Genomic DNA, 15,081 nt, shown 5'->3' with positions numbered 1-15,081 from the left:
CTCCGTTTCGTTACTCTTCAATTCTATGACTAGCATTGCCAGATTGAAGAGATTTCAAACAAGAGGGAACGGGCTTCAACTTACGGTGCGCGGCCGTTCCATCCGGCTAATTCCGGGGACCCGCAATGTGGCCCACTCCGGATGGTAGTGCTCTACCTTGGCCACGATCACGGTCATGTCGTCATAAATCTCATGCTGCTGGTATCGGATCACGCTCTCCAACAGGCAGTCCGCCACTTCCTGCGGGTCTTCGCTGCTCACCTCCTGAATCAGGCGTTTGATCCACAGTTCTTTGTTCACGGCATAACCGGGTGCATCATAAATGCCGTCTGTCATCATGATCAAAATATCGCCGGGCTGGAGCTGTACGGTCACCAGATCGACCTCGATATCTTTGATGATGCCGATCGGGAGATTGCTGGCCGACACTTGAATGACCTCGTGTCCCCTTTTAATGAAACTCGGCGTTGAGCCGATCTTCATGAAGGTGGTTTCGGCCGAATACTCGTCAATGAGCGCCATATCGACAGTAGCATACATTTCTTCAGGGGACCGCAGCATCAGAATGGAATTCACCGATTTGATCGCCAGTTTTTCATCCATCCCGGATTGCAGCAGCTGCTCCAATATATTTAAAGCCGCACTGCTCTCCATCCGTGCCCGCTCACCATTGCCCATGCCATCGCTGAGGGCTACCGCGAACGTGCCGTTCCCCATCTCCACCGTGCTGAAACTATCGCCGGAAAACAGATCCCCGCCTTTGGCTGCGGCGGCCACTCCAGTCGTAATCTCAAACGTTTTGGCCGACCCGAAGGTGACGGTAGCCAGCCCCTGTTTAGGATCGGTCATCGTTTCATGCAGGACGGCAATGTGCTCGTCCAGCACCTCCGAAATGAGCGGAGCGATCATTTTGCGGCACTCGTCAAACCCCCGCGTGTAGGCGTGGACAATTTCAATTTCCACATTGCCTGCCTCCAGACTAATGATCTCGATGGAATGAATCGACAGGCCGAATGATTCCAGCGCTTCCCGAATTTGTTCCTCCTGCTGCACCATCTCCTCGCTTTCCCGCTGAATCTCCCTCGCCAGATCCTCCATCACCTGGGATACGCCCGACAACTGCTCCGCAACAAGCTGGCGGCTGTCCATGATCTGCCGCTTCCACTGCAAATCATGCTGATACAGTCCATATTGGGCACGCATAACTTCAAGCACTTCCTCCGGTTTGGCACAGATCCGGTTCCATCCCACCGGAATCTGCTCTGCCGTCATCTCGGGGTTGGCCTCAATCGAACTCATCACGTCAGTCATATACCTATAGGTTTGAATGAACTTGGCGTCCCAGCATTGGGAACGTTTGAAGCAGGACGCGCAGGTGCCCTCCGCAACAGCATTCATGAAATGCTCCATACCACCCTCATTTTTTACGGCTTCGCCCGCCCCTGACATCTGGTCGAAGCTTCGGGACAACTGGCGGAACACTTGCGAAAAGCGGGTAACCCGCTCTGCCGTCACGTCGCGAATGCGTTTGGCATACTCATGCTGTGACTTCGTGTGGTCTTGCGTGCCTGGCACATATCTGGATATGGCGGCCATAATGCTTTTGGGGGTAAGTATGAACAAGGCGATGGCTGCACAGGTTTCCCATAACGAATTCATTACGTCATTAGGCCCGCCAAGGTAGATAGACAGAATAGATGAGCCGAGCAGCATGCCGAGTATAACGCCTGGGCGTTTCCCCTCCCGCAGCATCCCGGCCAGCATCCCGGCAAAGGCGAGCAAACTCATCTGATAGATGGCGCTCATATCAGCCAGGCTCAAGATCAGGCCGGTTATGACCCCGACCGAAGCTCCCAAGGGCGCTCCGCCTACCAAAGCAAAGATCAAAATTAGGTATCGCGATAACATATGTTCCACGGAGAGAGATTGTATCGTCCATCCTACGGCGCCTGTCATGACGGAAGCGAGCAGAATGATCAAGCAAAGGATCTCCTCGCTTTTCAAGTTAAGCTTTTTTTTGCGGAACGTGAAGAGTGGAATCGCTTGTATGAACACAAGGGTAAGCACGAAACTGAGCACCGAATCCAGCGTCAGCATCATCATGGCATACCAGCTGAACGAAGGGCCGATCACGACGGCAAACAGCTTGACCAGAAAAGTGGTCATGAACACCATGGCCGGCGCATAGGATAATTCAGCGCGATCATATGTGGACAAACCTTTGTAGAGCAGCAGGAAAATGGCAATTTCGGCCGCAACGATCAGCACAACCGGGAAGGGCGCGAAGAAGCTGCCTGCCAGCAAAGCAATGCCCACAGGGATGACATAGTCTTTCCGCATAAACGCAATGACGGCAAAATACGCGATGGCAAAGGGGGACAGTTCATTCAAAATCATCGCCTTCCCGAGTAAAAAACCCATCGCAGTGAGCAGCATTACCCACTTCCGTGCAGCAACGAACTGGACCGCCTTGCGGGAGCTGAACCATTGCTTGATTCTTCCGGACAGATCCTCCCACGCCTTCGTACGTTCTTTCCCTGCTTTCCATCCCGGAAATTGAATGACATTCCACTTTTCCATATCCCAAGGCACCCCATTCGTATGTTTTCAATTCCATCTCATTGGTACCGATTATAGATAGAATGAAAGACATAGTTTGTCACAATAACTGGACAGGCCATAAAAAATTTACGACAAAAGACTCGGCGATTGCGCGGTGCGGCAGAACCCCGTCCCTATGCTTGCTTCGCCGATTTTTGCTCCTCCATCCAAGGGAGGCGATTGTCTGATTTTGAATCGTTTCTGTTCCAAGCGATGCAGCATTCAAACAAAATACCTGCGGAATGCCATGGAATGCTGTCGGTAAAAAATGGTAGACGACAAATGTTCTTATTTACTGCCTGGGCAGCTGCAAAAATCGCAAAGAACGCTAAAAAGCCGCCAGCCCGAGGGCTAACGGCTTTGAACGTATATATTTTAAATCAGGTTGAACAGATTAGACACGTTTAGCTCCGCGACCTCCGCGTTTGCCTTCCGTGTTCTTCTTGAGCGAAGAGATCCGTTCCTCGCTATCTTTCAGGAAGCGTGACATTTTATCCTCAAATGAAGGTTTGCCTGCTGCGGGCTTGAAGGAACGTCCTCCGCGGTCACGGTTGAAACCACCTCCGCCGCCGCCACCGAAACGTTCGCGATCTCCTCCACTGCGTTCCGGTCTAGGACCTCTCGGGGGTCTCGACTGCGTCTGTTGCTCAACCGGTTTGTCAACAGCCTGCTTGATTGAAAGTCCGATCTTTCCGTCTTTGTCAACGTTGATGACCTTCACTGTAACCACGTCATTAAGCTTCAGGTGGTCGTTGACATCTTTGACGTAATTGTCGGCGATTTCCGAGATGTGAACGAGACCCGTGACACCTCCTGACAGATCCACAAATGCTCCAAAATGCGTGATGCCTGTCACCTTGCCCTCTAACTTGGTGCCCACTTCAATTGCCATAGAATAAAATGATCCTCCCTTAAAAATATACAACCCGATTTTTGGATGCAAAAATCAATGCTGTGCTAAACTGATTATACCTTATGCCTCAAACCAAGGTCAACTGAGCTGCTCCCTATAATAGAGCCTATTTTTTCCGGATTCGATGACCCTGGAACCGTATCGAGCGCCTATCCCTTCGTATGGACCAAACTCGTCAGTTTCCTGAGCCCTCTACCTTAATCGGCGTTTCTTCAGGGAGGTAATACCCTTTTTTACGTGCCAGCTGTCCTATGTATTCAGGGTCCTTCAACCGGCTGACTTCATACTTCAACTGATCCAGCTTTTTCAACGTCTCTTCCTGGGATGCCTGTTGAGCGGCCAGTCGAGAGCTCTTGTCCGAAATCTGTGCGTTCTGTACGAAGAACGTATAGAGTGCCCAGATGGTGAATAAAACAACAAAAACCATCCATAACATCAACCTTCTTCGTGAAGCAGCAGATTTCCCCTGGCCTGTTGGAGCGGCGGTTCGCCCCAAGGTTGTTCTGCCCATATACGGACCTCCTTAAAACCAGCGTTTCCATATCGCTGCAACCCTTGTCCACGCCTGAATCATCCAGCGCGGCGTTACCCAATGCTTCAGCAGCGGCCTGAACATCCAGCGAAGCAGCTTTCCGAAAGGCACCAAGCATTGTAATACGAGCTTGCCCACAAAAAGGAGAATCGCCAGTATAAATCCCAACAACACGCGCACTAGCTTATATACCCCTTTGGCGGGCATGACGACAAGGACGTTAAGGATATGTCCACACCAATGAATCAGCGTTCTTGCGAGTTTAATTAACATTACCACAAAACGTTGGGTTGTAACACTTAAAAGCCAAAAATAGAAGCAAACCCCCACAATCAGCCCCAAAAAGACATAAAAACGCAGCTGCCCATGGTTGCCGGCGTACAGCATCCGAAAAACGAACAGCGCCGAAGCGATCCAATACAACAGATCGAGCGTGTGGACGCTCCATCTCGGGAATCGTAGTTGCCCGCATAACACCCGGTAACTGTCATAGGCCACTCCCATTACGGCTCCCGAAAGGACCATCCACACCAAAGTGATCCATTGAGTATCCGGACTCATCGGAACATCTTGCCGAACAAGCCCTTGCCGTTTTTGGTCTGGGAACCGGGGTCCAGATACTGGAGTGAACTCACTGTACCTTCTATGGACAGCAAACCTTCCTCCAAGTTCAGGTTTTTGATATGTAAATTATGTCCGCGGATGGTCAAATGTCCAAGTTCAGTTTGAAGCAAAAACTCCTCGCTGTCAAAACTCTCCACATTCGAAACACCTGTCAGATCCAACAGCTTTCGATTTTGCATGTTCACATGATGCTGCTTTGGCTTACCGTACTCAACCATGGCATGTACCCCTCCTTCTACACCTAGCTTATGGAGCAGAAGAAAGGAATAGAACCTTGGGTACTAACAGAAACAAAATAGAATTGTCGCTGAACGAAAAGCCAAAAGGGCTGCCCCTCGTCAATTGCATGACTTACGGGACAGCCCTATGTCGATGGTTTTGCAGAAAGATGCTGCAAGGCATCCCAGGCGAATATTACCAGTTCAGCCCGTTATCCTTTGCGATCGGCTCTTCCTTAACCAAGGTATAGAGGCTGGTCGCCTCCTCCTTCTTGGTGCTCTCCGCAAGTCGCTCTACCTTTACCGTGACCAGTTTCTGACCGAACTGAACCGTCAGCTCATCGCCTACCTTAACGGCAGCGCTTGGCTTGGCTTCTCGTCCATTGATCAGCACGCGCCCCTGTTCGGAAACGTCTTTAGCCACCGTGCGGCGTTTGATCAGCCTTGAGACCTTCAGGAATTTATCAAGACGCATTATTTTACAGCTTCTTTAAGCTTGTTGCCCGCTTTGAATGCAGGAACAATGGACTCAGGAATAACGATTTCATTCCCTGTTTGCGGGTTGCGGCCAGTGCGGCCGGAACGTTTGCGGGTTTCGAAAGTGCCAAAGCCGATCAATTGTACTTTGTCTCCGCTAGCAAGTGCATCTGTAATTTCGCCCAAAAAGCCGTTCAGTACAGCTTCGACGTCTTTTTTAGTCAATCCGCTTTTCGTGGAAATGTTGTTGATCAGGTCTGTTTTGTTCATCTTTTAGAAGCCTCCCAAATTGAAAAAAAAGTATCTGCGAATGCGCTGCAGCATATAAGCCGCACCTTGATTCGCGCAAGGTTACTACACATGTATTCTGGCTTCGGCTTCGAATTCCTGCCTTCGGCGACGACTTTTTTTAACAATCGCCACACCAATTCGCCAAAGACCGTCAAGTCCAATACCCTAAACCGATCCATGCCAATCAACATTATACGGGATTTCAAATCCAGCGTCATTCATCTAAGATGGATTTCTAAGAACGAATGTACCGACCGCTCCGTTTACAAGCCTCTTTGCTTGGCCTCCTGCCAGTATCTTTCCATCTCCTCAACATTGCTCTCTGCAGGGGTTTTCCCCTGCTCGCGCAACCGGGTTTCGATGTAGTGGAAACGCTTCGTGAACTTCCGGTTGGTTGCAGCCAGCGCTTCTTCAGGATCAGCATCGATGAAACGTGCCACATTGGCAGTGGCAAATAAAAGATCGCCGAGCTCCAGCTTGCGTTGTTCGTCGGAGTGATTCTGTTGTACGGCTTCCTTCAGCTCAGCCAGCTCCTCTTCGATTTTGGCAAATACGCCATCGACATCGTCCCAGTCAAAGCCGACTTTGGCTGCTTTTTTCTGCAGCTTGTATCCTTTCATCAGGGCAGGCAGGTCGGGCGGTATGCCGTCCAGAACAGAGGCTGCCTTCAGGTCCTGGCCTTTGCGGCGTTTCTCTTCTGCTTTCATCTGTTCCCAATTCTGCAGCGCTTCATGCGCATCGCTGGCCTGATTTTCGCCAAAAACATGCGGATGCCTGAAAATGAGCTTGTCGTTCAACCCTTCAATGACATCGTACACGTTAAAAGTCCCGACCTCCTCCTCCATTTGGGAGTGCAGCATGATCTGCAGCAGCAGGTCGCCGAGCTCTTCCTTCATGTGGTCCGGATCGTCCTCGTCTATCGTTTCGATGACCTCGTACGTTTCTTCGATCAGGTTTTTGCGGATGCTCTGATGCGTTTGCTCCTGATCCCACGGACATCCGCCAGGGCTGCGAAGAATGTTCACGATCTCGTGCAGGCGGGCAAATGAGCGGCGGCGCAAATGATCTTCCGTATTTCTTGGCACATAGATCAGCGACAGATTCCCATATCCTTCGACCCGATCGAGATCATGCAGCGGCACTTTCCGGATGATTTCCTGATCCTGCACGCCCAGCGCATGACCGACATAGACCGGATACTCATCCGGATACACTTCCATCAGGCACAATTTCACGTCGGAAGCGGTGAACGTGTCATACACTTGTCCGATCAGCGTATGCAGTTGGGGCTGAATCAACTCCGGACTCAAGCTGCTTGCATCAAGCAGCTGGAACCCTTCAATCGGATCAAAACCGAGGCGGATGAACGCTTCGTCCAGAAAACTCTCTCCGCCCATCACCCGCAGCGATATTCCCTTGTCCGGACAGCGCTCCTTCAACAGCCGCACGCTGGCTTCGGCAACCATGGGATGCCCTGGAACGGCATATACGATTTCGCTTCCGCCTTCACCTTGACATGCAGCTTCGATAAGCCGGTTCGCAATCTCGTCATACACTTCCGGAAAAGAAGCCTTCGATTCATAGATGGAATCGAACGACGTCATCTTGAACCCTTCCTGCCTGAGATCGTCCAGAACAGGGTGATCCAGCGTGCGGACGTACAGAACGGCCGCCTGCTTCATTTTTTTCACGATTCCTATCGTCAGTTGATCGGCATCTCCCGAACCCAGGCCAACCACCGTTAATGCTGCGCTCATGCACAAACCTCCGTATCTTGCGTCCCGCTCTTTCGAACCGGGCGTCGCATCATGATTACACGTATTATACCAGAATCTGCCGCTCGCCTGTAAATGGCGCTCATGCAGGCTGTGCAGCATGAGCGGGTGACTAGCGCAGAATACGCAGTCTGCGCAAGATCGCGGCCAGGCGAGCGCCCACTTTCGGAACGGACGCCAGCTCTGCGGCGGTAAGCAGCCCGGTTCGCGCCGCGGCCAGCACAAACACGGCTATGCCTGCGGCCATGCCCAGCAGGCTGATGCCCGTCGCGGCCAGCCTGCGATCGGCCGCGATGCCCACGCCGCCGAGCACCGCTTCGGCGGCCCAGGCGGCGACCGCCGCCGCTGCGCCCATGGCGGCGATCACCAGCGCCGGCTTCGCCAGGGCGGCGCCGATGGCCGGGCGCATGCCGCTTCGCCGCGCCAGCAGCGCCACGTTCAGGCCGGCCGCCAGCATGTAGGCGGCCGCGCCTGCCAGTGCCGCGCCGCTGATGCCCAGCGCCGGCACGAGCAGCACGTTCAGCAGCGCCTTGACGCCTGCGGCGGCAAGCATGCTGAACGCGGGTGCGCGCACGGCGCCGAGGCCTTGCAGCAGCGCCGCCGCGATAATGCTGACGGTGCTGCCCGCGGCCGTCAGCGCCATGTACCGCAAAGCTTCCGTGCCTGCGGCATCCCCGTACAGCATGCGGTTGATCGGCTCCGCCAGCACCGCAAGCCCAGCGGATGCTGCCAGGCCGATGAGCCAAAACCAGCGCAGCGCCATGCCCGCTTGCTGTCTTACGGCTTCCGGCCCACCCTTCAGCCGGGCTTCGGCCATCGCCGGGATGAACAGCACCGATAGTGACGTGGCCAGCATCGTCACCATCTGCACGAGCGGCAGGCCGCGATTGTAAATGCCGAAATCGACCATGACCCCGATTTCGTCCAATCCTTCGCGCTGAAGCAGCCGCGGCACAGTGAACGTGTCCACCAGGTTCATGAGGGGAACGGCCAACGAACCGAGACAAACCGGGATTGCGTAAGCCATCAACATACGAACCCACTCGGCATTGCTGCGTTTGCCTGCTGCCCCGGTTGTCTCCATCTGCCCTTGTACGCGGTCCTCCTTCCATCGTCCTGTCCTGCTCCATGTACCCGTCGGTCCGCTCTGGTCCGCAGCCTTCAGGCGATGGCGATGGCGATACCAGAAATACAGCATAACCAACAGTCCAGCGATGCCGCCCGCTGCCGATCCGAGCATCGCACCTGCGGCAATCGTCTCCAGCGAGGCTTCTTTCCTTAACAGCCATAACAAAAGAACAATCATGACCGTCACCCGAACCGTTTGCTCCAAGACTTGGGATACGGCCGTAGGCACCATTTGCTGCAGTCCCTGAAAGTAACCTCGCAGTCCTGTCATCAGAGGCACAAAGAGCAACGCAAGCGAGGCGGTACGTATTGATGCTGCTACATGGCTGTTTCCGATAATCTTTGCCAGAAGGGGGGCTCCCGCATACATCAGGGCAGCCATGACCAATCCGATTCCCCCGAGCAAGGCAGAGGACAGGCGGGCAACTCTCCGTCCTTCTTCCGGTCTCCCCAATGCATTTTCTTCAGCCACGAACTTGGAGACCGCAGCAGGCAATCCAGCCGCTGCAATCGTGATGAGCATCATATAGAACGGGTACACCGTGTTATAAATGCCGAAAACACCGTCGCCCCCCAAGTTTTGCAGCGGAATCTTCTGAAAAGCTCCGATGACTTTCGACATAATGGCCGCCAGCGCGAGCACAAACGCACCCTGCAGCAACCTCGAAGCCGTAGATGGCTGTCCCATAATCTCCTCCTGCACCATTTCCGATCAAGAATAACAAGCATATGCTTGTATTATACCTCCCGATCGGTGCGCAGACGAATAAAATAGAAAAACTCCTGTTCGCCAAAGCAGGCTTCAGGAGTTGACTAAGTAATTTATTGTTCCATTTGTTTGCCAAGAAACCCTGCGGCCGTCTCAGCCATCTTCACTTCCAACTGGGACATTTTCACGGATTCGTCCTTGTTGAACAAAATGACGGTTCCAATCGGGTCTCCACCCGAAATGATCGGTGCGATGACAAAGGATGATAACGTCTCGTCATGATCCTTGCTGATTTCGTAAGAGCCGCTTCCTGTTTCCAGAATGGTCTTCCGGTTCTCCATGCAATTTTCGACCATCTGGCCGACCTGCTTGTCCAAATATTCTTTCTTGGAGCCTCCGGCTACAGTGATGATCGTATCACGGTCCGAAATCAGAGTGACGTGGCCTGTGCTTTCATACAGCGATTCAGCATATTCCTTGGCAAAGTCCCCAAGCTCGCCGATCGGTGAGTATTTTTTCAAAATGACTTCTCCGTCGCGATCCACGAAAATTTCCAGCGGGTCACCTTCGCGAATCCGTAACGTACGGCGAATTTCCTTCGGAATGACCACGCGGCCGAGGTCATCAATACGGCGAACAATACCAGTAGCTTTCATTTCACATGTTGCCCCACTTTCTCGAGAAGATTTTTAAACTACTGTTCGTTAATGGGCAGAGGAGAATCCCAGAACGTGATTTGTAATATCTTGACCATAGTATTCATCTGTTCCCATTTCCTTATACATGCCTTGGGGGATATCGTTGTGCTTACCTGACAAAAGGTGACTTTATGCCTATTCTTCCCCGATCAGACAGCAAAAAAGCAAGGGCAGGCCAAAAGGCCTCCCTCGCTTTCATAACTTGTCCACCCACTGGTGTATTGGCTCTTACTTGCTGCCGGATTCCGTGCTTTCGCTTTTTGCATCTGTTCCAGTCGTACCTTGATCCGTTTTGGAATCGGTGCTGCTTGTACCGTCGGTTTTCGTTTCACCGGCTTTATCGCCTTCCTTGCTTGTTCCTGCATCGGTTCCAGTGCCCGTTGTTCCGCTTTCCGTCTTGCCTTCTTCGCTCGTTTCGGACTTAGGCAGTTTTACTTCTTTGACGATCTTATCCAGTTCATCCGACATGAACTTGTCGATCTCGGTAGCGGCCAGCTGGCTCTTCAGGCTCTCTTTTTGCTCATCCGTCAATTTGGCATAATCTGCTTCCGTGCGCGCTTCTACCTTCACGATGTGATAACCGTACTCGGTTTCGATCGGATCGCTGATTTTGTTGAGCGGCAGCGTTTTGGCAGCCTCTTTGAAGGCCTCTACCCAATTGCCGACAGGCACGTTTTCATACAGGCCGCCTTTCTCCGCGGAACCCGGGTCTTCGGAATATTCTTTCGCCACTTTGGCGAAATCATCGCCGGCATCCAGTTTCGCTTTTACTTCTTTGGCCAATTTCAACGCGTCTTCTTTTTTGCGTTCTTTTTGCGTATCCGGATCCGTGAAATTGATCAGAACGTGACGAACGGTTGCCGTCGTGTATTGATCTTTGTTCGTTTCGAACTCGGATTTGATCTGGTCTTCGGTTACACCCGTTTCCTTGTCCTTGATGACCGTCATGATGCGAGTCATGTAATCCTTGATGTTTTGGTCGGTCAAGTTTTGTGCCTTGGTCATTTCGGTCCATTGATCGGCTGCGACCTGAGCTTTCATTTTGTCAAACTGCTCGGTCGCCGCCTTGGCGCCTGCCGTCTTTGCTTCTTCGCTAGCCTTGTTGCTCAGGTATTCATAAGCGACTTCCTGACGTACCAGAAAGTCCTTGAAGTCGTCCATGTCCATCATTTGTGCGTATTCCGGATACAGGAATTTCATTACCCGTTGTTCCATATCGAATTCATTGGCGGTAATGGTACCGCCCTCGTAGCTTGCCACAACAGCGCTCGTATCCTTCGGATCGTTCGTGCTTTCAGCATCCTTTTTGCCGCATGCGGCAAGCAAGGACAGGGAAAGTACTGCAACCATGCTGACGGACAGCACTTTCCTCACGTTTTTATACTTTAGTAACATTCTTTGGTTCCCCCTTTGATTTAAAAGCACTTTGTAAGGACTCCATAAACTTCTCGACCAGTTCCATCAATTGCTTGTCCTCGAGACCTTTGCCTTTGACATGGACCAGCATGTGGCTCCCTTGCTCAAATTGTACACGTCTTTCGAACTGATTTCCAATGTTCGCGATTTTGGACAGTTCAAAGGCATGTTCACGGCCTTCATAGAATTTGATGGTCAAGTCATCGCCACGGCGGGTTATGGACTCAATGCCGTAGGTTTTTCCATACACTTTAAGTCTCGCTACAGCCATGAGGTTAATAACCGCCTCCGGCAGATCGCCGAATCGGTCTACCAACTCGTCTTCCAACTCCATCGCGTCCTCAAAGGAGGAAATTACCGCTACTTTTTTGTAAATCTCTATTTTTTGAATGCTGTCGTAAATATAATCGGACGGCAAATACGCGTCAATGCTGAGATCAAGCGTCGTATTCCACTGATCGGATGGCACTGGTGCTTCGCCCAACATGGTTACTTTACGTTTGTTGATCTCCTCGGCAAGCATCTGGGAGTACAGATCGAAACCGACGGATGCGATAAAGCCGTGCTGCTCCGCACCGAGCAGATTGCCCGCCCCGCGGATCGACAAGTCGCGCATCGCGATTTTGAAGCCGGAGCCCAGTTCCGTAAACTCTTTAATGGATTGCAGGCGTTTTTCCGCCACCTCGGTCAACACTTTATCCCGCTGATACGTAAAATAAGCATACGCAATCCGGTTGGACCGCCCTACACGTCCGCGCAGCTGATAGAGCTGGGATAATCCCATCTTATCGGCATCGTGAACGATTAACGTATTGACGTTCGGAATATCCACGCCTGTTTCGATGATGCTTGTGCTGACGAGTACGTCATATTCGCCATCCAGGAAGTCCAGAATGGTTTTCTCCAGCTCCGTTTCCGACATCTGTCCATGGCCTACGCCAACCTTTGCTTCCGGCACCAGGTCGGATATCTCTGCTGCCTTTTCGTGAATGCCCTGAACCCGATTGTACAAATAATACACCTGCCCTCCCCGGGCAAGCTCGCGTTCGATGGCTTCACGCACCAATGTCTGGCTGTGTTCGACGACATACGTCTGCACAGGGAAACGGTTCTCCGGCGGTGTTTCGATGACCGACAAATCCCGTACGCCCAGCATCGACATGTGCAGGGTACGCGGAATCGGCGTCGCCGTTAACGTCAGCACGTCCACGTTGGTTTTCAATTTTTTGAGCTTTTCCTTATGGGTAACACCAAAGCGCTGCTCTTCGTCGACGATCAGCAATCCGAGATCCTTGAATACCAAATCCTGAGACAACAGCCGGTGCGTACCGATTACGATATCCACCGTTCCGGCCTTGATGCCTTTGGCTGTCTCGTTCTGTTCCTTGCGGGAACGGAATCGGCTGAGCACCTGAATGTTGAAAGGGTATTCGCCGAAACGTTCGCGAAACGTCTCGTAATGCTGCTGCGCCAAAATCGTTGTGGGCACAAGTACAGCAACTTGTTTTCCCTCGATGGCAGCTTTGAAGGCAGCACGAATGGCGACCTCTGTTTTGCCGTATCCGACGTCACCACACAATAGGCGGTCCATAGGCCGATTCTGTTCCATATCCTTTTTGATTTCCTCGATGGCACGAATCTGATCCCGTGTCTCGTCATAAGGGAACATGGCCTCGAATTCCTGCTGCTCCGGCGTGTCTTTGTCGAAGCCATATCCTTGGGACGTTTGGCGCTCGGCGTACAGCTTGATCAGATCATCCGCAATATCCTGAACGGAGGAACGGACCTTGTTTTTTACGCGCGTCCACTCGTTGCCGCCCAGCTTGTAGATTTTCGGTTCCTTCTCTTCGGAACCGACGTATTTCTGAATCAGGTCGATCTGCTCGATTGGCACGGACAACTTGTCTCCGCCGGCATACAAAATGTGCATGTAGTCCTTATGAATGCCCGCAACCTCTAACGTTCCGATCCCCAGATATTTACCGATACCATGGTTCTGGTGCACGACATAATCGCCGACCTTCAGTTCGCTGTAGGATTTGATCCGCTCCGCATTGTCGACATTGCGGCTGGATTTGCGAACTTTGCGCTGTTTCTGCGAAAACATCTCGCCTTCCGTGACCACAGCCAAGTGAATCGATGGCAGCTCAAAGCCGGTTTGCAGATTTCCGATCAGCATTTCCGGCTCAGGAATTTCATAATCCGCAAGCACGCGCCGCATGCGCTCCAATCGTTCCTCGCCGCTCGCGAGCATGACAACGCGAACCCCTGCTTTATGCCAACGCTCCATCTCGGCCTTGAGCACGTTCATCTGTCCATGGAAATCCTGCATGCCGCGACTGATAAAGTTGAGGATGTTTTGCGGCTGCGTATGCGGTACCTGACGCAAAAAGATCGACATGAAGAGCGTCTGGAACGGACGTTCATATATCAGATCATCGCCGTCCGCGGACAGATGCAGATCAGGCAGCGTTTTACCGTTTTGCATCAAATGCAGATTCCACTCGGACTCGTCCCGCTCCAACTGTTTCGAAGTCTCTCCCAGCCTTGCAGGTTCATCCAGCACAAGGAGCGTATCCTCAGGCAAGTAATCATAAATCGTTTTGTGCTCCGGATAGAGCGGGGATATATATTTATATATTTCATCAAAATAGACATGTTCTCGCAGCAGCTCAATCTCGCGATGAATCTCTTCGCGCAGGCGCAGCTTGGCCTGCCGGTCCGTCACCTTCTCCAGCTGTTTCTCCAGCATAAGTGCAGCCGTGTCGGCCGCCCGTTCCATCCGATCGCCGTCGGCGATCAACTCTCTGCATGGCAGCACCGTGATTTCGCCAATACGTTCGATCGAGCGCTGGTCCGCTGGATCAAACGTCCGGATGGAATCAATTTCGTCGTCGAACAGTTCTACCCGGTATGCAACGGAGGACGTCACCGGGTAGAAATCAATGATTCCGCCGCGGACGCTCATCTCTCCTCGTGATTCAACCCGTTCTACCCGCTGATACCCGAGCTTCACCATCTCCAGCAGGAAGGCATCAAGCTTCAGCGTTTCTCCCTGTTTTAGCGTGATTCGGGCGCTGGCCATGACTTCTGGAGTCGGTACATATCTGCGTACCCCCGAAAACGGGATGACAACGACCCCTCGAAAGCCTTGGGCACATTGAACGAGCACGTCAATACGCTGACCCAACGTTTCCGGACTGGAAACGGCGGCTTCAGCGGCAACAAGCTCATTGGCGGGGTATAGAAGCACGCGCTCTGGTGAAAGCGCTTCCTGTAAATCTTCTGCAATTTTTTGTGCGGAAAACATATTATGCGTAACGACGAGCAATGGCCGGTTCATCTCTTCATGAAGTGCAGCCAGCATGATCTGCCGTGCTGATCCGGACAACCCCGAAACCAGCTGCTCCTTCATTCCGGACTCAATACCGGCAGTGATGGACCCAAAGTCCGGATCTTTGGAAAAAGCCTGTATAAGTGCTTGTAACAAAAGGGGCACCTCTCTTATAACTTACTTAATGATGTACGCAGCCAAGCGTTCTTTTAACATTTGGATAACATTGCCTTTTTCTCCTGTTCCATCATAAGGGATTTGCCGTTTCTTTGCCACAATCCGTTTGATGCGGATTCCCTATTATGGGGAGAGACTGTTTTTACCCAAACCGAAAAGAAGCCTCAGCAGGCTGCCAAGGCTATAAA

12 protein-coding genes are annotated in these 15,081 nt (G+C 52.2%); all 12 read right to left on the bottom strand.

Annotated features, from left to right (window positions below; translation table 11 throughout):
- Positions 1 to 75: 75 nt before the first annotated feature.
- Complete coding sequence (gene spoIIE / locus MKY59_RS00270; protein WP_339275471.1) at positions 76 to 2,580, bottom strand: stage II sporulation protein E; 2,505 nt, start codon at positions 2,578 to 2,580, stop codon at positions 76 to 78.
- A 415-nt stretch (positions 2,581 to 2,995) separates the two neighbouring features.
- Positions 2,996 to 3,493, bottom strand: a complete 498-nt coding sequence (locus tag MKY59_RS00265) for a S1 domain-containing RNA-binding protein (protein WP_236421327.1) — start codon at positions 3,491 to 3,493, stop codon at positions 2,996 to 2,998.
- Between the two features lie 196 nt (positions 3,494 to 3,689).
- Positions 3,690 to 4,025 carry a septum formation initiator family protein gene (locus MKY59_RS00260; RefSeq protein ID WP_236421328.1) on the bottom strand — a complete coding sequence of 112 codons (336 nt, stop codon included), beginning with the start codon at positions 4,023 to 4,025 and terminating at the stop codon, positions 3,690 to 3,692.
- A 12-nt stretch (positions 4,026 to 4,037) separates the two neighbouring features.
- On the bottom strand, positions 4,038 to 4,607 hold the full coding sequence (gene yabQ / locus MKY59_RS00255) for a spore cortex biosynthesis protein YabQ (RefSeq protein WP_236421329.1): 570 nt from the start codon (positions 4,605 to 4,607) through the stop codon (positions 4,038 to 4,040).
- Positions 4,604 to 4,888 (bottom strand): sporulation protein YabP, encoded by a 285-nt coding sequence (gene yabP, locus MKY59_RS00250; protein ID WP_236421330.1) that lies wholly within the window; start codon positions 4,886 to 4,888, stop codon positions 4,604 to 4,606. The genes yabQ and yabP overlap by 4 nt, the downstream gene beginning before the upstream one ends.
- Positions 4,889 to 5,084: 196 nt before the next feature.
- The gene (locus tag MKY59_RS00245) at positions 5,085 to 5,363 is read right to left on the bottom strand and encodes an RNA-binding S4 domain-containing protein (RefSeq protein ID WP_236421331.1); all 279 of its coding nucleotides are present in this window, start codon (positions 5,361 to 5,363) and stop codon (positions 5,085 to 5,087) included.
- Positions 5,363 to 5,635, bottom strand: a complete 273-nt coding sequence (locus MKY59_RS00240; RefSeq protein WP_236421332.1) for an HU family DNA-binding protein — start codon at positions 5,633 to 5,635, stop codon at positions 5,363 to 5,365. Before MKY59_RS00240 ends, MKY59_RS00245 begins: the two co-directional genes overlap by 1 nt.
- Before the next feature lie 284 nt (positions 5,636 to 5,919).
- Entirely contained in the window at positions 5,920 to 7,413 is a 1,494-nt protein-coding gene (gene mazG / locus MKY59_RS00235; protein WP_339275469.1) for a nucleoside triphosphate pyrophosphohydrolase, read from the bottom strand.
- Between the two features lie 130 nt (positions 7,414 to 7,543).
- Positions 7,544 to 9,247 (bottom strand): polysaccharide biosynthesis protein, encoded by a 1,704-nt coding sequence (locus MKY59_RS00230; RefSeq protein ID WP_339275468.1) that lies wholly within the window; start codon positions 9,245 to 9,247, stop codon positions 7,544 to 7,546.
- Positions 9,248 to 9,381: 134 nt separating this feature from the next.
- Positions 9,382 to 9,924, bottom strand: coding sequence for a stage V sporulation protein T (gene spoVT / locus MKY59_RS00225; RefSeq protein ID WP_236421335.1), 543 nt, complete (start codon positions 9,922 to 9,924; stop codon positions 9,382 to 9,384).
- Positions 9,925 to 10,194: 270 nt separating this feature from the next.
- Positions 10,195 to 11,361 (bottom strand): peptidylprolyl isomerase, encoded by a 1,167-nt coding sequence (locus MKY59_RS00220; protein WP_339275467.1) that lies wholly within the window; start codon positions 11,359 to 11,361, stop codon positions 10,195 to 10,197.
- Complete coding sequence (gene mfd / locus MKY59_RS00215) at positions 11,345 to 14,872, bottom strand: transcription-repair coupling factor (protein ID WP_339275466.1); 3,528 nt, start codon at positions 14,870 to 14,872, stop codon at positions 11,345 to 11,347. Before mfd ends, MKY59_RS00220 begins: the two co-directional genes overlap by 17 nt.
- Positions 14,873 to 15,081: the final 209 nt, after the last annotated feature.

Origin of the sequence: Paenibacillus sp. FSL W8-0426, assembly GCF_037969725.1 — a bacterium.
GTDB lineage: Bacteria > Bacillota > Bacilli > Paenibacillales > Paenibacillaceae > Paenibacillus > Paenibacillus hubeiensis.
This window is presented reverse-complemented; position numbering and strand designations above follow the sequence as displayed.